General features: G+C 56.9%; 13 protein-coding genes. 3 read left to right on the forward strand and 10 right to left on the reverse strand.

What is annotated here, in order from left to right:
* Positions 1-17: 17 nt before the first annotated feature.
* From ACQ4N8_RS08860 to ACQ4N8_RS08890, 7 genes are all read right to left on the reverse strand, one after another.
* Entirely contained in the window at positions 18-1,682 is a 1,665-nt protein-coding gene (locus ACQ4N8_RS08860) for a hypothetical protein (RefSeq protein WP_430703984.1), read from the reverse strand.
* A gap of 7 nt (positions 1,683-1,689) precedes the next feature.
* Entirely contained in the window at positions 1,690-2,517 is an 828-nt protein-coding gene (locus ACQ4N8_RS08865) for a carbohydrate ABC transporter permease (RefSeq protein ID WP_430703985.1), read from the reverse strand.
* Positions 2,517-3,404 carry a carbohydrate ABC transporter permease gene (locus ACQ4N8_RS08870; RefSeq protein WP_430703986.1) on the reverse strand — a complete coding sequence of 296 codons (888 nt, stop codon included), beginning with the start codon at positions 3,402-3,404 and terminating at the stop codon, positions 2,517-2,519. Before ACQ4N8_RS08870 ends, ACQ4N8_RS08865 begins: the two co-directional genes overlap by 1 nt.
* 91 nt (positions 3,405-3,495) lie before the next feature.
* The gene (locus tag ACQ4N8_RS08875; protein WP_430703987.1) at positions 3,496-4,782 is read right to left on the reverse strand and encodes an ABC transporter substrate-binding protein; all 1,287 of its coding nucleotides are present in this window, start codon (positions 4,780-4,782) and stop codon (positions 3,496-3,498) included.
* A gap of 191 nt (positions 4,783-4,973) precedes the next feature.
* On the reverse strand, positions 4,974-6,473 hold the full coding sequence (locus ACQ4N8_RS08880) for a response regulator transcription factor (protein ID WP_430703988.1): 1,500 nt from the start codon (positions 6,471-6,473) through the stop codon (positions 4,974-4,976).
* Positions 6,470-8,218: a sensor histidine kinase gene (locus ACQ4N8_RS08885; RefSeq protein ID WP_430703989.1), complete on the reverse strand. Its 1,749-nt coding sequence runs from the start codon at positions 8,216-8,218 to the stop codon at positions 6,470-6,472. The genes ACQ4N8_RS08880 and ACQ4N8_RS08885 overlap by 4 nt, the downstream gene beginning before the upstream one ends.
* A 147-nt stretch (positions 8,219-8,365) precedes the next feature.
* Complete coding sequence (locus tag ACQ4N8_RS08890; protein ID WP_430703990.1) at positions 8,366-11,125, reverse strand: glycoside hydrolase family 2 protein; 2,760 nt, start codon at positions 11,123-11,125, stop codon at positions 8,366-8,368.
* Between the two features lie 166 nt (positions 11,126-11,291).
* Here ACQ4N8_RS08890 and ACQ4N8_RS08895 point away from each other — a divergent pair, with 166 nt between their 5' ends.
* Positions 11,292-12,224 carry an ArsR/SmtB family transcription factor gene (locus ACQ4N8_RS08895; protein WP_430703991.1) on the forward strand — a complete coding sequence of 311 codons (933 nt, stop codon included), beginning with the start codon at positions 11,292-11,294 and terminating at the stop codon, positions 12,222-12,224.
* A 141-nt stretch (positions 12,225-12,365) separates the two neighbouring features.
* Here ACQ4N8_RS08895 and alr read toward each other — a convergent pair whose 3' ends face one another.
* Positions 12,366-13,550, reverse strand: coding sequence for an alanine racemase (gene alr / locus ACQ4N8_RS08900; protein WP_430703992.1), 1,185 nt, complete (start codon positions 13,548-13,550; stop codon positions 12,366-12,368).
* Positions 13,551-13,686: 136 nt separating this feature from the next.
* Between alr and ACQ4N8_RS08905 the strand changes: the two genes are divergently transcribed.
* The gene (locus tag ACQ4N8_RS08905; protein WP_430703993.1) at positions 13,687-14,925 is read left to right on the forward strand and encodes a PucR family transcriptional regulator; all 1,239 of its coding nucleotides are present in this window, start codon (positions 13,687-13,689) and stop codon (positions 14,923-14,925) included.
* Positions 14,926-15,101: 176 nt separating this feature from the next.
* Positions 15,102-16,235 carry an alanine dehydrogenase gene (gene ald, locus ACQ4N8_RS08910; RefSeq protein WP_430703994.1) on the forward strand — a complete coding sequence of 378 codons (1,134 nt, stop codon included), beginning with the start codon at positions 15,102-15,104 and terminating at the stop codon, positions 16,233-16,235.
* Between the two features lie 611 nt (positions 16,236-16,846).
* Here ald and ACQ4N8_RS08915 read toward each other — a convergent pair.
* Together ACQ4N8_RS08915 and ACQ4N8_RS08920 are read right to left on the reverse strand one after the other, a co-directional pair.
* Complete coding sequence (locus tag ACQ4N8_RS08915) at positions 16,847-17,806, reverse strand: D-alanine--D-alanine ligase (RefSeq protein WP_430703995.1); 960 nt, start codon at positions 17,804-17,806, stop codon at positions 16,847-16,849.
* Between the two features lie 602 nt (positions 17,807-18,408).
* Positions 18,409-19,890 carry a PLP-dependent aminotransferase family protein gene (locus ACQ4N8_RS08920; RefSeq protein WP_430703996.1) on the reverse strand — a complete coding sequence of 494 codons (1,482 nt, stop codon included), beginning with the start codon at positions 19,888-19,890 and terminating at the stop codon, positions 18,409-18,411.
* Between the last annotated feature and the right edge of the window lie 121 nt (positions 19,891-20,011).

Raw genomic sequence — 20,011 nt, forward strand, 5'->3', positions numbered from 1 at the left:
TGATTAAACTCCTCCGTTCACTTCCAATTATGATAACCCGAGCAGGCTTCGATGCTCCCGTAGTTCGTCCAGTCGTAACGCGTGACGGTCCCCTCGGATCCGCCGGATTTCCAAACGGCCGGGGCGGTATTGTTTATCCAGTCGAGCGGCTCGGAAACCGGCGTCTCGCGGGCGGCCAGGCCGAATGCCTTGGCCACGGCTTCCCGTTGCTCGGTCCCCATGGCTCGCGGGTCGGCGGAAACGAACAGCGGCGTTCCGCTGTTGGCCAACACGTCCAGCCATTGCTTGTTGAGCCGCCAATCGATGTTGCCCGTAAGGCCGACGCAATCGGCGTCCACCGCGTAAAAGGCGCCGTGCTGCGGCATGCGGAATGCGAGCGTGTTGACGCCCATCCGGCGGGTGCGTTCCCACTGCAGTCCGCTCGTGTCGTCCCCGGTGCGCTGGAGCTCAAACAGCCCGGCGGACAAATGGGACAGCGTGTTGCAACCGATGATCAGCGCGTCTCCGGCGTTCGCCCGGATGGTCTTGTACAGCTCCAGGATGATCTCGGCCGAGGTACGGGAGCGATCGGCAAAATGCCAGCCCGGATCGGTGATCGCAAAGCCGAATCCGCTGCCCCAACGGCCGAATAGGTCGTAGGTAGTAAAATCATGCTTCAACAACGTGTATCCCCAGGCGACATAACGCCTTACCTCTTCGCCGATCGTGTCCAGCACCTCGGGCAAGCTTGGATCGAGGATGTACCCTTCCGGCTTGTCCGCGTTTGCCAGCGGCCCCCGCAAATGCCATTCGCCCGGATATGCCCGGGTAGCCAGGAGCGGCCGAAACCACAACCCCGGACGTACGCCCGCTTCAGCCATCTGCCGGGCGAGCTCCTGCATGTCCGGGAACAGCTCGGGATCGGACTGCCAGCGCAGATGGCTGCTGTCGTGGAACTTGCCCCAGCCTTTTTGCCAACCGTCGTCGACGACCATAAAGGGGCGGTTGTCGGCCGAAGCGGCCAGCGACGACATCAGCTTGCTATCCTCCAAAATTTGGGCGTGCGAGCTGTGCCCATAGGCGTAATACCAGTTGTTCCCGCCATACACGGGAAACTTCGGCAGCCGCGGCCGCTCGCACATCATCTTGCAAAAGGCGTGCGTCGATTCGAACGGCGTTTCGCCCGCTTTTCCTGCGCGGGCCACCACCGTCGCCGCCGTCAGGGTTCTGCCGGCCAGCAGAACGCCGCTCCCGCCGCAGCGTACGTCCAGCAGCAGCGTCACACAATGGGCGTCAACAAACCAGCAGCAAAGGGCGGCCGGCCCGGTTTTCACCCCATAACCGTGAGTAACGCCGTCCTGATGCGCCATGAAATACCACGGCATTTCGCGGTCTGGCATCAAGCCGGTCCATTGCAAATCGCCATACGCTCTTTCCCAATGGTCTCCGAGCAGAAGCACCGGCTCGCCGATCTCCCGGATCCAGCGGAGCGCGACGCGGCTGATCGCCGAGGAAGCGGCCGTGACGGCGACGTCCAACCCGGTTGCAGGCTGTTGCCCCGATTCAGATTCATCCAGCCCAATCTCGACGCGAACGTCTTCATGATTGTAACTTCCGTCCGCGTCCGACATCGTTATCCAGCCGCCGTCATCCTTCTGCAGCAGAACGATATCCGGTTTCCGCATAATATCCAAATAACCCATAAGATCCCTACCCTTTCACCGCACCGGAAGCGATGCCTTTGATAAATTGTTTCTGGAACACCAGGAACAGCACAATCATCGGAGCCGCTGCCATCAAGCAGCCTGCCGCCACCCAGTTCATTTGCGACTGGTATTGGCCGACGAAGCGGGACAGCGCCACGGTCAGCGTCTGTACGTCTTTGTTTTGCAAAATGTACAGAGACATGCCGTATTCGTTCCAGATCCCCACGCCTTGCAAAATGACCACCGACGCGGTGATCGGCTTCAGCAGCGGGAAAATCAGTTTGAAGAAGATCCCCGTACGGCCGGCTCCGTCGATCAGGCCGGCTTCATCCAGCTCGCGCGGAATCGAGGAAATGAATCCGGTATACAGAAAGATCGCCATCGGCAAAGAAAATGCCGTCTGGATCAGAATCGCGCCCCAAAGCGTATTCAAAGCGCGAATATCGATCAGGATGCCGTATAACGGCACGATCAAGGTCAAGGAAGGAATGACCAGGCAAGCGATAAATACCGTATAGATCGTTTTGTTGAGCTTCGATTTGTTTCTCGACAGCGGGTACGAAGCCATAGATGCGACGAGAATGACCAGAACAAGCGTGCATAACGCGATAATGATGTTATTTTTGAAAGCAACGCTGAGGTTGGCGTTACTCCACGCGTTGGCGAAGTTTTCAAAATTGACCTGCTTCGGCAATCCAAGCGTCGATTTGTAATCCGTGATATCCTTCAGCGAGATATTGATCATCATGTAAAACGGAACGATCTGCAGCGCGCAAATCAGTACGCCGGTGATCGTGATCAAAGCATGGCGCAGCGTCTTTTTGCCGGACATCAGTATTCAACCTCCTTCTTGCGCAGCGTATTCAGCACGAGGAGGCCGATCAGGCCGATGATGACGAACATCAGATTCCCTATCGCTGTCGCGTATCCGGCGTCCTGCTGTCCCGAGTAAACGGCGTACATAAACGTGGACAGCGAAGAGGTCGTATAACCCGGGCCGCCGCCCGTCAGCGCCATGATGATGTCGAACAGCTTCAACCCGCCGATCAGGTTGTATACGACGTTGATGGTAATGGCCGGCATGAGCAGCGGCAGCGTAATCGATTTGAATTTAGCGAAAGAAGAAGCCCCATCCAGTTCGGCGGCTTCGTAATAGTCGTGAGAGATGGATTGCAGACCGGTCAAATAGATGATCATGGCCGGGCCTACATACTGAAACGTATTAACGACGACGATACTGGTGACGGCACTGCCCCATTGATCGAGCCAATTCCGGGGGGCCACGCCGAACCAGGCCATGATTTCGTTAAGCGCTCCGCCGTTATATTGGAAAAAGTAGTACAGAATATAACCCATGATGAGCGGCGAAACGATAACCGGCAAATAAACGATCGTGCGAACGAGTCCGCGGAACCGGAATTTCATATCCACGAAAAACGCGTACAGCAGTCCGAACAAATTTTGGAATAACGTGCTGAGCACGCCGAAAATGAACGTATTCGCGATGACGAGCCCCATGTTTTTGTCCGAAAACAACCGTTTGTAATTATCGAGCCCGATCATGTTCCACGTCTCCGAATATCCGTTCCAATCGGTGAAGGAGATCATGATCCCCTGGATAAACGGATACGCGATAAATACGATAAAGAAAATAAGAGCGGGGACATACATCCAATTGATGCTTGACGACGATCGATTGAACCTATTTAGCATATTCATTAAACTTGACTCCTTCGCGGGCAGGGTACGGCGGTTGGCGTTTAAAGCAAGCCCGTCATAGGTCCTTGCCGAACCTATGACGGGCCGAACCTTATTTGCTCATCAATCTTTTGTAATCGTCGCCCATGTCTTTGACGTATTGATCGACCGAGTAGCCATCCGTAAACAGCATCTGTCCGTACTTGGACATCGAGTCCCACATGCCGCTCGGGAAGTAGACGCGGTCGAAATAAGGCTCGATGCGGGCATCCTTGGCCGCTTCGTAATAAGGGGTCATATCTCCCAAATCCGCATTCACGTCCGCGAAAGCCGAACGGATGGATGTATCTTCGCATATTTGCTTGTTGATTTCGGGATCGGCATAATAAGCGACGAATTTCTTGGCTGCTTCCATATGCTTCGTGTTTTTCCAAATCCCCCAGGCATCGGTTTCGCCGCCGATCAGTACCGGTTCATCCGTTTCGTAGAACGATGGGATCGGGAAAAATCCGATTTTGACGCCCGGATTATACTGCTGCGCCATGTCCTTGATGCCGAAGCCGGTAACGGCAATCAGCGCTTCGTTGTTGGCGATGGCTTTCGCCGTATCGTCGTTTTTGGCCGTCAAAATATCTTTGTTGACGTACCCTTTTTCCTGCAAGGTCTTGAAAAATTCCCCCAGCGGCTTATACTGCTCCCAATCGAACGTGCCGCCCTTCAGATCTTCGCCGTAGTTGTGGCTGGCGTCCGTCGTTAGCAGCGTCGTGGAGAAGTAATCGACGGCCTGGCCGATCGGCCAGCTGTCGCCGCCGCCGATATGGATCGGCGTGACTTTGCCGCCGCTTTCCGTCTTCACCTTTTCGCAAAGAGCGAGCAACTCATCCATCGTCTTCGGCACTTCCAAATTGTATTTCTCAAACAGCTCGACGTTATAAGCGAGCGCCGACGTGTCCGAGTCGATCGTCATGGCGAGCACGCGGCCGTCCTTGTCGGTCACCTGGTCTTTCAAGGAAGGAATTAGGCGGGATACCCACGGTTCGCCGGACAAATCGGCAAGCCGGTCGCTGTATTTCCCCACTGCCCAGCCGTGGGTGGACCAAATATCAGGCATTTCGTCGGACGACATTTTGATTTTCAGCATATTTTCGTATTCGTTGCCCGGCGCGTTGAAATCGATTTTGATGCCGGGGTTTTCCGCTTCGAACTGTCTGGCTACCTTCTCCAGCACCGCAGCCCCTTCGCCGCTTCGCTGCGTCCAAACGGACAGGGTAACATTCTCTTCTTTGCCCGATCCGGCGGATTCGCCCTTGGATCCCGAACAGGCGGTAAAAACCGCTGCCGTCAGGACCGCGGTCAATGAAACCGCTAACATTCTTCTCAACGTTTTTCTAGCTTGCATTCCGGAATGACCTCCCATAGATCGTAATGTATTTCATAAATAATCTTAGTGGACAAACAATTCCTTGAGCAGGTAGGTAATCTACAATGCAGGTGCAATTTTCTATGATCGCCGGAAGAAGCAAAAAAAAACTCCAAGGCCGGAGTCAAAACCGTTTCCGGCATCAAGAGTTTTCTGCCACTTCGCTGGGATCAAGCGCGAAATTCCGAAGGATAGCACCCGCAATGCTCCTTGAATACTTTGGCGAAATGCTTCGGGTTCGCATAACCGACCGCCGCCGCTACCTCCTGCACCTGCATATTCTGGCCGCACAGCAGCTCTTTCGCCTTGACGATCCGAATATGCGTCAAATATTTCACGAAGGTGGTTCCCGTTTTTTTATGAAATAGAGCGCTGAGGTAGTTCGGCGTAATTTTGAAGACGTCGGCAACGACGGAGACGCCGATATCCTGCGCATAATGGGATTCCATGAACTCCACCACCTGGTCGATCAGGTCGGGCCCGTTTCCGGCATCCGCCAGCATCCGCTTCTCCCCTTCGTCCATAAGCTTCAGCCAGCAGCGGGCGTCCTCCGGCCGAAAGGCAGAATCCTTCGTCGTCTCTTCACCGCCGAGCGCGCTGCGCAGGTATCCCCCAATATGGCTTCTCATGCTTTCGGTCAACGACGGGGCAAGGGTTCCCGCCATCGTTTCCAAACTGCGCCGGAGCATCACATAGCGATAATAGTCCTTCCGTTCCGCCGCTTCCGCCAAGGCGATCAGGTTTCGGCAGAACTCCGCCGTCTGGGCGCCGGAAGCATCCTTTTTATCCGCAAGCTCCTGCAGCTTGAGCAGTTGCCGGCTATCGCAAAGCACCCGCATGTACAGCACCTGCTCCATAACCTCCAAATACCGTTCCAGCTCTTCCATGCCGCGGCAAACCTCGCCGATCATCCCGTAGATTCTTAGCGAGCCGCTGCTGTACTGCTGCCGGAGCTCGTTCACTTTCCCGAAAAAACGACGGATTTCCCACTCCATCCTCTCGTTGTTTTGATCCTTCCAGCCCAGGACGATACTGATTCGACCGTTCGGGATCACGACGAGGGCGGCCCGTGCCTGATCGGCTTTGAAGCTGAACGCCGATTTTTCCAGGCTAGCGCAAAATCCGGAGAGGGTTTTGCTTTTCTCGTTTTCCGGCAGGACCGATTCGAAAGCGAAGACCAACGGGAGGTATTGATATTCCCGCAAATCGCTGCCGGGCGGCAGTTCTCCGGTGTTGATCGTCCCGTTGAACAGCGCGGTCAGATCGTAAGCGAACGTTTTATTTCGGGCCGCAATTTCGGCCGCAATGACGCTTTTCGCCTTGTCGATAATTTGACTTAACGTTTCCGGCGCGACCGGTTTGAGCAAATAATCGACCGCCCCGAGCTTTAGCGCCTGCCGGGCGTATTCAAAATCGGCATAACCGCTGATCACGACCCATTGAATGTCCGGCGATACGCCTTTGGCTTGTTCAAATGCCTCCAGCCCATCCATCTTGGGCATGCGGATATCCAGAAATACGATGTCGGGACGCGTGTCGTCCAAGATCTCCAGCAATTGCTTTCCATGCTCCGCCTCGATAATTTCGTAAGGCTCCGTCATAATTTCCTGCAGCATCGTCAGCAGGCTCATGCGAACGTAATACTCGTCGTCGGCGATGACGATTTTCATTCTGGCTCTCCTCCTTCCTGCGGAATGCGAATGGTGATTTTCGTTCCCCGGCTTATCCCGCTTTCGATGTCTATCGAGGCGTTTCTATAAGCATACTCCAGACGATTTTTCACATTGGACAAACCTACGCCCATCCAGTGTCCCCCCTCGAGCGTCTCTAATCCCATGCCCGTATCTTCCACGAGGATCACGATCTCGCCGGCCCTGTCGCTGCCCTCAAGCGTCCCCGTTACCGTCAAATGGCCCGGGTCTCCCAGCGGTTCGATGCCGTGTACGATCGCATTTTCGACCAGAGGCTGGAGCAGCAACTTCGGAATACGTACGTTCCAGACATCCGGGTCCAACTCGATCCGGTATTCCAGCCTGTTTTGAAATCTCAGCTTCTGCAAATAGCAGTACTGCTTCAGCATATGAAACTCTTCGGCGAGCGTGGTCCAATCGTTCTGCTCCGTCATGTAGCGCATCATCCCCGTCAGGGACAAGATAGCCCGCTCCACGCCTATGCTGTCCCCGAGCCGGTTAATGCCGATAATGCTGTTCAGCGTATTGTACAAAAAATGCGGATGAATCTGCGACTGCAATGCTTTGTACTCTGCGGACTGTTGGCTCAACACCGCTTTGTACTCGCGGATCAGCAGTTCGTTGACTTCACCGAGCATCATGTTGAACGCGCTTCCCAGACTAGCGATTTCATCCTGGCTTTTAACCGGAACGCGAACGTTGAAGTTCCCCGTTTCCACTTCGGCCATGACGCCGACGATCTCTTTCAAAGGCTTTACCAGCCGCTTGGACAAATAAGCCACGAGGATAATGGACGCGATCGACACAAACACGTATACGCCGATGACCGTGAGCCGCATCAGCAGGATTTTGCGGTAATAATCGGTCTCCGAAACCAGCGCGACCATATTCCAGTCCGTTTTCTCGATATGCTGGGAGATGACATTATACACCTGCCCGTCATCCACGATTTGCGAGGGTAAATTCTTCAGTTCCTGCCGGATCGTTTCCGACAGCGGACTGTTCGCGTAAATCACGTTTCCCTGCTCATCCACTACCGACATCACGGAAGAGACATTCAGATGGATGCCGTCAAGAATCGATGATAAGACTTTCGTGTCGGCATCCGCTTTGACCACGGCGATCGGCTGCCGCGTATCGAGATCCTTCACCAGCTTCACGATCGAAAATACCCTCTCCGCCGGGGGATTCATGAGATAATCCTGCCGGTGCGAACTGATGAAGACGGTTTTGCCGTCCGCTTGGAACGCCCGCTTATACCAGCTCTGTTCGGAGTACGGATAATCGTCGACCAGGCTGCTGTTATTTAGGTACACGGCAAAGACTTTTTTCGGAATGAAACACACTAGCGTACCGGTGATATCCTTCCGCACGTTTTGCGTATAGTTGGGCAGCGTCGTGTTCATGGCCCGCGAGGCCTCGAGTTGGTCGATCATCGGCACCTCTTCGCCCTTGTCTATTTTCCGCCAGGTGATGAAGGCGTCCATGATCGATTGGTTCATGTAAGGCACCACGACGAGCCGCTCCAGGTCCTCGATATAGGTATTGATGTTCCTTAACGCCGACGAAACGGCCGCTTCCGTGGACAACTCCATATCCTTCGTCATGTTTTTATTGTAGTAAGAGGGCACGAAAATGACGAAAGTGACGGCAGGGATGATTAATGCCGTGATAAAAATCGTGATCATCTTGAAGCGCACGCCCATCCTGAACGGAAATTTCATCGCAACTCCCTCTTTGTTTCCTGTTTTAAAAGAATCATCTCATAGCGTACTTGAAAATAAACGGCTTGCCAACCAAATGCGACACGGTACGGGAAATAAAAAAAGGCCAACCGGTATTCCCGGTTGACCTTATGGCTCTGTTCATCCTTAACAATAACGGATCAAAATGTCCAGCGGATAACGCCCGGCATTGCGTCCGTACAGGGCAAGCCCGCCTTCGTCCGCCCGAAGCTCCAGGCGGAAGCTGCGGCTGCGGTCGAGCTTGGCAACGATGCGTCCCGGCAGTTTCAGCTTGCACAAATAACCGTACGATCCCGCTTCATCCAGCCGTTTCGCTTGCGGCTGATAATGCCAGGACAATACGCCGCGGCTGTCCGCCGGGTCATCGGGCAAAGCGACGGTTCCGACCGGCTCCCCGTCCACGAACACGGCAACCTGCGATTCGTGCCGCTCCTCGTCCGTCATGTAGTAGGTGTTCGGGTTGTATTCCACGTCGGCGGGAGCGCCGTGCATGAAGTGAATCCCCAGTTCGTGCGCCTTGACTCCCTCGACGTCGCGGGCCAATACTCTTTTGGCGCCGGCCTCGAACAGGATTTCGATTTCGCCGATCCACTCCTGCCGCCCCGGATCCGGGAGCTGCACGCGGTAAGCGAACGCCCCTTTCCCCGCACCGTTTACCTTGGCTCCCTGAATCGCTTCCCATTGGCGTGCAAACGATTGGTCCGCGAAATCGGCAACCGGAACGCTGACCGCGCCGCTGCGGCCGTCAAGATCATATACGCCTTCGGCCGTGCCGCTGCGTACGTCAAAAGCCGTGAAGTTGCGGGAAATCGTTTCCCCCGCCTCATCCACTAAACGCAGGGCCAATACCGCAACGGCGTCCTGCTCCGGCATGATAACGCCGAGCGGCGCAATCGGCTCTACGCCGTATCCGTCCCAAGCGATGGCGGCACCGCCGCTGTCGGCCACGGTACGGACACCAAGATAGTCGTACCACAATTCCCAGGCCAAGCTCAGCGACCGGCCATGATAACGGTCCGAAAAGCTGGAACGCAGCAGGGCTACGGAAACCTTCTCCCCGGCATCGACCGTTTGCGACGGCGGCGCGTCGATGACGATGAAGTCCGGCGCATGCAGGTCGGCGATCGTCATGCCCGGAACGAAATCGCCGTACCCGAAATCCTTATCCGTCCCATCCAGCCGGTAATACCCGTTGAATTCGTTGGTCACGTCGCGGAATTCCGTAAACACGAACCCGCACATTTTGTCGTGGCGGCGGAATTCGTTCAGCATGTACCGGTAATGCCAGGCCAAATCGCTGTCGCCCGCCCCGTGCTCAATGCCCCAGACGTTTCCGCATTCGCTGTTCATCAGCGGGGCGTCCGATTGCACGCGGCCTCCGATGTAATTGAGGGTCGAGCCTGGAAAAGTCTTAGCCACGATATCGCTCACATGCTCCCGCACCTGCTCATAGCCGTTGATATAGAAATGCCAAGTGTTCAGATCCGTTTCGACATGGTCCCAGTTGCAGGCCGAATTGTCTTCCACCAGGCGTGTGGGGTCGATTTCCTTGGCCCAGCGGTATATCCCCTGCACCCATTCCTGGGTTTCCGGCAAATAGTTCATATTGCCTGATTCATCACCGGTCAAACTGCCGGCCGCTTTCCCCGACTTCAACCCCCAAGTCTCATTAAACATGACCCAGGAAAAAATCGAGGGGTGGTTGTAATCGCGGGCAATCGTTTCGCGGGCTTCATTTTCGTAGGAAGCTCGCGCCCGCTCATCCGGCGCGCCCCAGAAGCAGGGCATATCCTCCATAATGAGCAGGCCAAGCTTATCGGCCCAATACAGCTTGCGCGGCTCCTCCGGTTTGATGTGGATCCGCGCGAAATTCAGTCCCAGCCGCTTCATCAGGAATATTTCATCTCGCATTTCTTCGTCGGTCGGGTATGTGAAATATCCGGTCTTATGGAAAGACTGGTCCAGCGTCCCGTTCAGGTAAACCGGCTTGCCGTTCAGCGTGATCCAGCGGTAATTCCGTTCGCCGAACCGGGCGGTGCCGATCTCCCGGATCCCGAAATAGGTGGCGACGGCATCCTCGCCAAACGCTCCCGACAACCGCAACTCGCCTTCGTACAAATACGGGGTTTCCGGACTCCAAAGCCGGGGATTCGCCACCTTAAAGGAGGTATGGACCGTGTTTTCGCCGGCTTTCAGCGTCAACGATTCCGCATGGTTTACGGCGCCTTCGGCAAACCGCAAGCCAAGCTCGGCTTCGCCGTCCGCTCCAGCTACGATCAGTGCCGTCACCTCAACGCGCCCGTCGAGATACGTGCGGAACTTAGCGTCCTTCACATAGCTTTGCGGCCGCGCCTCAAGCCAAACCGTCTGCCACATGCCGCGAATCTCGCCGTATCCTTGCTTGCCGCGAGCCTGAAAATCGCCGTCCTTGTCCTCCACGCGGACCACGATCGTATTTTCGCCCTTCGCGCTCCAGCGGTCCGTGACTTCGAATTCAAACGTGCCGTATCCGCCTTGGTGGGAACCGGCGTGGTTTCCGTTCACCCAGACCTCGCAGCCGTAGTCGACGGCTCCAAAGCGGAGGAATATCCGCGCCCCGGCCGCTGCCGGCTGCCATGCCACGGAGCGGCGGTACCAGCCGATCCCGGCTTCGTTTTTGCCGATGCCCGATAAGGGGCTTGACCAGGAAAACGGCACTTGAATCCGGTCCGGATAGGCGGACGCCTCCTGGATCTGCCAAGCGTTCGCCAAGCCCTCTTCGTTCGGATCGAACCGGAACGCCCAGGTTCCGTTCAGATTAAACCAATCTTCTCGCTGCCAGTCCGGACGGGGAAACTCCGGACGGGGAATCGTCGCCGGTTCCGCCGTCATCGCGGGATTCATCATATTCGTTTGCACACCTTTCCTTATGAATGGTTGGGTTTGGATCATTTCGCCCCCATCATAGCACGTGTATTGCAATAATTCAATGTATATTATAAATTTACAATATTGGACTTTTGGTGTACACTGATCTCAGGTTTTATCCCGCTTTTAGAAAGGATTTGTATCCATGAGTGAACCGCATCGCCAGGAAACGATACGTTATCCCGCTTCACGGATTTTGGACGTGGCCAAAGCGCTCTCCGGCGACGTTCGCGTCCGCATCCTGGAAGCGCTGGGCAAGCAGCCGATGAGCATTAACCAGTTGGCCGAAGAACTCGGCGTCGCCCAGCCGACCATCTCCATCAATGTGCAGACGCTCGAGCAGGCCGATCTAATCGTATCCACCCCAGGGGCGAACCGGGAGAAAATCTGCTACGTCACCTGCCGCTCCATTCAGCTCGAGCTTCCGACGCGGCCGGGCGAAGGACTTCACCAAATCGAGGAAATCCGCATGCCGATCGGCATGTATTCGATTTGTTCCGTACAGCCGCCTTGCGGCATGGTCGGGCGCGACGGCAGCTTGATCGGCTCGCAGGACGATCCTCGGGCGTTCTACATGCCGGAGCGGACGGAGGCCGCATTGCTGTGGTTCGCCGAGGCGGGATACGTCGAATATTTCTTTGCCAATCCACTGCCGCCGAGCGTGGAGCTTGAGGAGCTGAGCCTCAGGGCGGAGGTTTGTTCGGAGGCACCCGGGTTCCGTGAGGATTGGCCGTCCGACATCACGGTAAGCATCAACGGCATGACGGTAGGAACCTGGACGAGCCCTGCCGATTTCGGCGACCGTAAAGGCAAACTGACCCCGGAGAAGTGGCGAAACGGCACCCAATACGGACAGCTTGCCGAATGGCGCGTGACCCGGGAAGGAGCCCTGGTGAACGGCATTCCCGCCTCCGCAACTACTATCGGCAAGCTGGGGCTCGCGTTCAATCAGCCGATACGCGTCCGTTTCGAAGTACGGGAGGATGCCGTAAACAAACAGGGTCTGAACCTGTTCGGCAGCGGTTTTGGCGATTACCCGCAGGATATCGTGTTATCCTTTACCAAACGTAACTCCTAACCTAACGGACAACCCAAAAATCCCTCGCTCTATTCATCAGAGTCGGGGGATTTGCGTTAGGTAATATTACATTGAGTATTTACTAAACGAGAAACATAGATTATGATGCCAGAGATATGGTATATAATGTCACACTATCAATCATTCCATAGAATGGGAATAACCTGGATAGATGCGCGGAACCCTTTGGCCGATCATGCAAACCACTTCATAATTTACGGTGTTCATCCAGCCGGCAACCTCGTCGATCGAGATCCCTTCCGACGCTTTCGTCCCGCCGAACAAAGCGACTTCGTCTCCGGTTTGGACGCCCTTCACCGCCGTGACATCCAGCATCGCCTGATCCATGCAAATCCGGCCGATGATCGGGACCCGCTGCCGCCGCACCATCGCGTAGCCGCGATTGGACAGGGCGCGCGACAGACCGTCGGCATAACCGATCGGGATGGTCGCGGTGATCCGCTCCGAAGGGGCCCGGTACGTTCGGCTGTAGCCGACCGTGCGGCCCGGCTCGATCCGGTGGAGCGCCGCGATCTTCGTCTTCAGCTGCATCGCCTGCCGCAGCGGATATTCGGGCAAGCGCAGCCGTTCGGAGGGGTGCAGCCCATATAGCGCGATGCCGACCCGGATCATGTCCAGATGCATCTCCGGAAAACGCATCGCCGCTGCGCTGTTGCAGCAGTGCTTGATGGGGATGTGGATGCCGCGGACCGCCAAGGCGTCGATGCAGGCGCAAAACCGGGCAAACTGCTGCCGGGTAAATTCCGGATCGGGACCGTCGGCATCGGCAAAATGCGTAAACAATCCTTCCAGCAAGATGGAGGGGGCCGCGGCTGCAGCTTTTCCGGCCATCTCGATCACGGCCCCGGCGGAGGGCAGGCCGATGCGGGTCATGCCCGTATCGAGCTTCAGATGGATGCGCGCCTGGCGCCGCTGCCGCTTCGCGCAGGCGATGGCTTCCTGCAGCACCTCATCGGTATAAACCGATAGGGTAATGCCGTGCCGGACCGCCGTTTCCACCCCACGAGGTGGCGTATAACCGAGTACGAGAATAGGCTGTGATATGCCGGCTTCCCTAAGCTGCAGCGCTTCATCGACAAGCGCCACGCCCAGGTACTCCGCTTCGGCGTTGATCGCGGCCCGCGCCGATTCCACGGCCCCGTGCCCGTACCCGTTCGCTTTGACTACGGCCATCAGCCGGGAACCTTCGGCCGCCTGCTTGCGAAACAAGCGCGTATTGTGGGCGATCGCCGCGAGCGAAATCTCCGCCCACGTGTCGCGATAGCCGATGGATGAAGCTGATAAGGATGATTGCATCGCCGTCATAGATATGGCCCTCTTTCTTTTTTCATATTTGGAGATTAGTATAAAACAACCGCTCCCACCGGAGTTTGTCTACCTTCCCCAAAATATCGGAGCGCGATGGTGCAGCCGAACAATTTGCCTTACGGAGGTGATGCTGATGCGGATAGAACAGGACGATATCTTCGAGCCGTACTCCGACAATCTGGAAATGCTCGCGGAAAAAATCAACGACGTGCTGGGCCGCCCGGTCACGATTGAGGATGCGAACCATCGGCTGGTCGCCTACAGCTCGCACCTTCCGGAGACGGATGCCGCACGGCTGGCCACCATCGTTGGACGCCGCGTCCCGGACCGGGTGATCGGCAGCTTGTGGCGGGACGGCGTCATTCCCCGCCTGCTCGAAAGCGAAACGCCGGTACGGATTGCCGCCATCGGCGAAATCGGCCTCAGCGAGCGGGTGGCCATCGCGATCCGCTCGAATACCCGGGTCGTCGGCTATATTTGGGTGCTGGAGGCCGATAAGCCTTTTACCGAGCCGGAAATGGCTTTATTAATGAAGGCGGCCGCGGCCGCCCGCCCGAAAATGGCGCAGTGGCAGCTCCAGCGCCGCAAGGAGGACGAGGCGCATAAGGATTTTTTCTGGCAGCTGCTGACGGGGCATATCCCCGCCGAATCCCTGATCCGCGAAAAAGCGCATCACATCGGGATCTCGCTCCCTCCTCTTTTTCACGTGGTCGTCCTGCAGTTTGCCTCCGAGGTAAAGGAAGCCTGGCAGCGACAGGTCATGGAGAAATTCGCTCCCGTTTCGGCCTACAGCCGGATCGTGCTGCGCGTCGTCGACAAAAATCAGCTGATCTTGCTGTGCGCGCCGATCGTGCACAAAACGAAGGAAGGGGTGGCCGGTCAGCTTGGGGCCATCCACCGGAATTTGCAGGCTTTTTTCCGGGAGCATTATGCCGGTCTGGCCGGCGGTTGCCTCTACGGCGAGTACGGCAGGCTGGAAGACAGCTACCGGGAAGCGCTGCTGCTGCTGCAGGTCAAACAGCAGTTTCCGGAGGAGACGAACGGCATCGTCATGTATTCCGATCTCGGCTACTACCGGTACCTGCCGCTCATCTGGCAGGAATCCCGGAAGCACGGCGGCGTCAGCGAACAACTGATGAAGCTGCAAGCCTACGACCTGGAGCACCACAGCGAGCTGCTGCATACGCTGGAGGTATTTTTGTCGCACGACAGCAATGCCAAAACGGCGGCGGACGCGCTGCACGTCCATACGAATACGCTGAATTACCGGCTGAAGCGGATCAGCGAAATCGGCGGCATCGATTTGACCAGCATGGAACAGAAAGTAACATTATATCTCGACCTGAAGGCCGAGCGGTTCGGCGGCAGCTGAGCCTTTGTGAAATTCCACAAATCCGGCTGTTTTTTTTCCTCCATCTCCACAAACAAAAAGCGGCTCTCCTGTCCTATACTTGTGTCAGAAAAAATGACAGGTAAAATCGATTTTTGGACAAAATAAGCAGTGGCTCCAAAATCGATGTTAGTTTAACTAACGGAGGAGGAAGCAGCATGATCGTTGGAGTTCCTAAGGAAATCAAAAATAATGAAAACCGGGTGGCGATGACGCCTTCCGGCGCATATTCGCTCGTTAACGCAGGACATCAGGTGCTGATCGAGCAAAATGCCGGGGCCGGCAGCGGCTTTGAAGACGCGGAATATGCGGCAGCCGGGGCTCAATTGGTCAGCGGCGCGGCCGATGCGTGGTCTGCGGACATGGTGATGAAGGTGAAGGAGCCGCAGCCGGCGGAATACGGCTATTTTCGCCAAGGGCTGATCCTGTTCACCTACCTGCATCTGGCGCCGGAACCCGAGCTGACGGCCGCGCTGAAGGACCATGGCGTCACTGCCATTGCCTACGAGACGGTCGAAGTGAACAAAACGCTGCCGCTGCTTACGCCGATGAGCGAAGTCGCCGGACGGATGTCGGTGCAAATCGGCGCGCAGTTTCTGGAGAAGCCGCATGGAGGCAAAGGGATCCTGCTCGGCGGCGTTCCGGGCGTGAAGCGCGGCAAGGTGACGATCATCGGCGGAGGCGTGGTCGGCACGAATGCGGCCCGGGTCGCGATCGGGTTAGGTGCCGACGTCACGATCATCGACTTGAACGCGGATCGTCTGCGCCAGCTGGAGGACATTTTCGGCACCGGCGTGCAGACGCTGATGTCGAGTCCGCAGCATATCGCCGAAGCCGCCTCCGAGTCCGACCTCGTGATCGGCGCGGTGCTGATCCCCGGGGCCAAGGCGCCGAAGCTGGTCACGGAGAGCATGGTCCGCGTGATGCGTCCCGGCTCGGTCATCGTGGACGTGGCTATCGACCAGGGCGGGATCTTCGAGACGGTGGACCGGATCACCACGCACTCCGACCCCACTTATGTGAAGCACGGCGTCGTTCATTACGCCGTCGCCAATATGCCGGGCGCCGTCCCGCGCACGTCGACGCTGGCGCTCGTCAACGCGACGATGCCGTACGCGCTGGAAATCGCCTCGAAAGGCCTCCATGCCGCTCTAAGCGACCGCGTCGCCTTGCGCAAAGGTGTCAACGTGGCGGGAGGCGCCATCACTTATGCCTCGGTGGCCCGCGACCTGCACTTCGACTACGTGCCGGTCGAGCAGGCGCTGGAGCTGAGCGGCAGCTTCGCCAACTGATGATGCTCGGCGGGCCGTATCGTTATGGCTTAAACGAACTCAATCAAGCAGCTGATTGCGAGAAGAGACCTGCTTTTGACGGTCTCTTTTTGTGTTTGCCGGGTCAAGTCCGTAACTGCCGGCCTCCGGTGCTGTGTCCGACTCCCGAAATGTTGCATTTTGTACAGCATTTCCCGCCGATTGGACCATCGCCGGCCGAATTGTTGTATTCTGTACAACAATTTCGGGAGGTCTGGGCTGCTCCAAGCGAAAATTGTTGTATGAAATGCAACAATTCGCTGCTTGAAGTGCGTCCAAGGGCAAACATGTTGTATGAAATACAACATTTGCCCGTTGGCACGCCCTTCCCCAGCCCACTTTCCCTGAAACTTCCCCCTTCTACTTTTACCAATCGATCCCAGCCAATTCACCTCTGTCCTACTTCAAATAAGGATTTCCATTCGCTTAGCGTACGCCCACATGAGCTACCCATGAGCTCCCCCTGACCTTACGTGCCATCATTATCCCGGCAGCGATTGCAGTCAATCGTTCCCGGACCCTGAATCCTGGCTCCCAGGCACTCTGGCACTCTGGCTCCCTGGCACTCTGGGGCTCCCCATCCGGCTCCTTAGCTACTGCATCGGCAATACTTGGCGAGCGGCTTCGCCTGCCCGGCCCCCCGTACGCTCGGCCAGCGACAGCTCGATGATTCGGTCGAGCAGCTCGCTGTAGCTTATACCTGCAGCCTTCGCGCTGCGCGGCAGCAGGCTGTTCGCCGTCATCCCCGGGAGCGTGTTGACCTCGAGCACGTATGGGACGCCGTCCTTCAGGATCATGTCGATCCGCGCATAGACGCTGCACTTCAGCAGCCGGTAACAGCCCAGCGCGGCACTGTGCACACGGGAATCCACGTCGGCCGGCAGCGCGATCGGAAGCTCCTCAGCCCCGCCGTCGCTGTATTTGGCCTCGTAATCGAACCACTCCGCTCCGGTCGCCCGGATGCCCAGGACCGGCAGCAGCTCGCCGTCTATAACGGGACAGGTGACTTCCTGGCCCGTGACCATGGACTCGACGATCACTTCGGAGTCCCAGCGGAAAGCCTCCTCCAGCGCATCCCGAAGCCCTTCTTTCCGATCCACGCGCTGCACGCCGATGCTGGAACCTCCCGAATTGGGTTTGACGAACAACGGATAGCCGAGCGGCTCCAGCGTCTTCTCCCACTCCCCGCCCGTAAACGAAAGACGATCCAGGCACGCCCACTCCGGCGTCGACACGCCCTCGGCCCGCAGCAACCGCTTCGTCAAATTCTTATCCATGCACAGGCTGCTGGATAACACGCCGCTGCCCGAATAGGGGATGCCCAGCGTCTCCAGTACGCCTTGCACCGTACCGTCCTCGCCGAACGTGCCATGCAGCCCCAGCAAAGCGAAATCGATGCCTCGCACCTGATCGATCAGTTCCTCCCGCCTGGCGACTTCGATCGGCACCACTTCATATTTGCTCCGGTCCAGCCGCCCCACGATTTCCTTCCCCGTCATCAGCGAAACCTCGCGTTCCGAGGAGGTGCCGCCCATAATCACGCCCACTCTCATGTCCTTCTCTCTCTCCTTATATAGGTAGTTCAAAAAGTCATCTTTCGATCACGAAGCAGCCCGAGAAGTGAATTCGACGTCGAATCTTGAATTCGGCCGGGCCTTCCGTTGCTCACGTAGATTTGTCTACGCTCCGCTACTCACTCCCTGGCTTCATCCAACCTTCTCGGTGCTCTAAACCTGACTTTTTGATTCAGTGCTACTATGCAGCCAACTGCCTGGTCTGAGAAAAATTCGTAACGATAGCAGGTTGGGTACCGCAGTTGTCCATTACACGAGCACTTTTGTACGATTTTTCGTACAAAACCCCGGCTACTGGACGGTGCACGAGCGCTTTTGTACGATTTTTCGTACAAAACCCCGGCTACTGGACGGTGCTCGAGCACTTTTGTACGATTTTTCGTACAAAACCCCGGCTACTGGTCGATGCACGAGCGCTTTTGTGCGATTTTTTGTACAACCCCCGGCAACTGGCAGGTGCACGTGTGCTTTTGTACGATTTTTCGTACAAAACTACCGATATACCCGCTTTGTCGTACGTCGATCGAGTTTTGCTTGCCACGAAGCCGTTCAGGCGGCTTAATCGGCGTCGAAGCTTGATTTCAGCGCCCCAGCAGCTTCGCCGCCGTTTCGCCGATGATGCGAATCCCCTTGCCGATATCCTCATCCGACACGCGCGAGAATCCGATCCGCATCGTATTTTGGCCCCCGCCGTCGACGTAAAACAGATCTCCCGGCGTAAAAATCACGCCCTGGCTCGCGCACGCCTCCAGCAGCTCCCACGTATCGAAGCCGTCCGCAAACTCCGCGAACAGATGCAGCCCCCCGCTGCCCGACAGCCGGGCGTAGGGTACATGCCGCTCGCAGCAGGCTTTGGCCCATTCGTATTTCCGCCGATACTCGGCTCTGGCTTTCTTCAAATATTTCTCCAAATTCCCGTTCTGCAAATATTGATACAGCAGCGACTGGTCCAGCGTCGACGTGTGAATGCTGCGCGCCCGCTTGACGCTTTCCAGCACATCGATCAGCTCCCGGTCCGCCAGCACCCAGCCGACGCGAATGCCCGGGAACAGCACCTTCGAGAAGCTGCCCAGATACACGACGCCGTTGCCCTGCCCCGCCATGGCGATCAAAGGGGCGACGTGCGAGCCGGAATAGCGCAGCTCCTCGTTGAAGCCGTCTTCGATGACCGGCACCCGGTATCGGCCAAGCAGCTGCAGCAGAGCGAGCCTTTTCTCCGCCGAAGTGACGATACCGGTGGGATTGTGGTAAGAGGGAACCAGATACGCGCAGTCATAAGCTTGCCGCTGCAGCGCTAGCTCCAATTCGGCCAGGTCGAGTCCGTCCTGCTCCATCGGGATGCCCGTGATCGCGAACCCGTGCCGCCGCAGATTCTTGATCGCGGTATGGTGCGTCGGATTCTCGCACAGTACGAAGCCGCCTTCGCCCTCGCCATCTCCTGTGCGGATCGCCGACAACACGATGTCCAATCCCTCCGTGAACCCGCTGGTGATCAGCATCTCCTTGCCCGTCAAATCCACGCCTTTGCGCTCCATATATTTCAGCAAATAGTCAATCAGCGGTTTATACCCTCTGGCGTATCCGTAGTTCAGCAGTACATGCCCTTCCACTGCCATCCGGTCCAAAAAAGCCCGCTTGACGTTATCCAAATCAAACAGCTGCTCATCGGGGGCAATGCTCGTGAACGAAATCGTGCCTTTCTCCGCCCGGACGCCGGGCCTGCCGCGCTTCATATGATCCAGTTCCACGGACAGCCGGGCCTGCCGGTTCATCCGTTCCGGCCAGTTCATCCGCCAGGCCGGGACTTGATCCAAAGCCGGGACGGCCGCTTCGGCCACGAAGCTTCCTTTGCCCGTAACGGCACGGGTCAGCCCTTCTTCCGCCAGGCCCTCGTAGGCGGAAATTACGCTGTTGCGGCTAACCCCGAGCAGCCCCGCCAGTTCCCGCGTCGACGGCAGCCGTTGACCGGACTGCAAAGCGCCTTTCGTGATCAGCCATTTGATATAATTCTTCACCTGCACGTAGACCGGCGTTTCGGCCACGAGCTTGAAGTCGTTAAACATGAATGCATCGCCCCCACCTTCATGATGGCATAATCCAGCCCCAAAATAAAAGAACCACGCTCCCGAATTTTCGTTCGGAAGGTGGTTCCGTATTGTACAGTGTATGATCCGAAGGGGGCAA

It is taken from the genome of Paenibacillus macerans, from assembly GCF_050565405.1.
GTDB classification, from domain to species: Bacteria; Bacillota; Bacilli; order Paenibacillales; family Paenibacillaceae; genus Fontibacillus; species Fontibacillus macerans_B.

Excerpts from the sequence above, each read along its gene's own strand:
- ACQ4N8_RS08860 (WP_430703984.1), bottom strand. The coding sequence starts at position 1,682 with ATGGGTTATTTGGATATTATGCGGAAACCGGATATCGTTCTGCTGCAG.
- ACQ4N8_RS08865 (WP_430703985.1), bottom strand. The coding sequence starts at position 2,517 with ATGTCCGGCAAAAAGACGCTGCGCCATGCTTTGATCACGATCACCGGC.
- ACQ4N8_RS08870 (WP_430703986.1), bottom strand. The coding sequence starts at position 3,404 with ATGAATATGCTAAATAGGTTCAATCGATCGTCGTCAAGCATCAATTGG.
- ACQ4N8_RS08875 (WP_430703987.1), bottom strand. The coding sequence starts at position 4,782 with ATGCAAGCTAGAAAAACGTTGAGAAGAATGTTAGCGGTTTCATTGACC.
- ACQ4N8_RS08880 (WP_430703988.1), bottom strand. The coding sequence starts at position 6,473 with ATGAAAATCGTCATCGCCGACGACGAGTATTACGTTCGCATGAGCCTG.
- ACQ4N8_RS08885 (WP_430703989.1), bottom strand. The coding sequence starts at position 8,218 with ATGAAATTTCCGTTCAGGATGGGCGTGCGCTTCAAGATGATCACGATT.
- ACQ4N8_RS08890 (WP_430703990.1), bottom strand. The coding sequence starts at position 11,125 with ATGATGAATCCCGCGATGACGGCGGAACCGGCGACGATTCCCCGTCCG.
- ACQ4N8_RS08895 (WP_430703991.1), top strand. The coding sequence starts at position 11,292 with ATGAGTGAACCGCATCGCCAGGAAACGATACGTTATCCCGCTTCACGG.
- alr (WP_430703992.1), bottom strand. The coding sequence starts at position 13,550 with ATGACGGCGATGCAATCATCCTTATCAGCTTCATCCATCGGCTATCGC.
- ACQ4N8_RS08905 (WP_430703993.1), top strand. The coding sequence starts at position 13,687 with ATGCGGATAGAACAGGACGATATCTTCGAGCCGTACTCCGACAATCTG.
- ald (WP_430703994.1), top strand. The coding sequence starts at position 15,102 with ATGATCGTTGGAGTTCCTAAGGAAATCAAAAATAATGAAAACCGGGTG.
- ACQ4N8_RS08915 (WP_430703995.1), bottom strand. The coding sequence starts at position 17,806 with ATGAGAGTGGGCGTGATTATGGGCGGCACCTCCTCGGAACGCGAGGTT.
- ACQ4N8_RS08920 (WP_430703996.1), bottom strand. The coding sequence starts at position 19,890 with ATGTTTAACGACTTCAAGCTCGTGGCCGAAACGCCGGTCTACGTGCAG.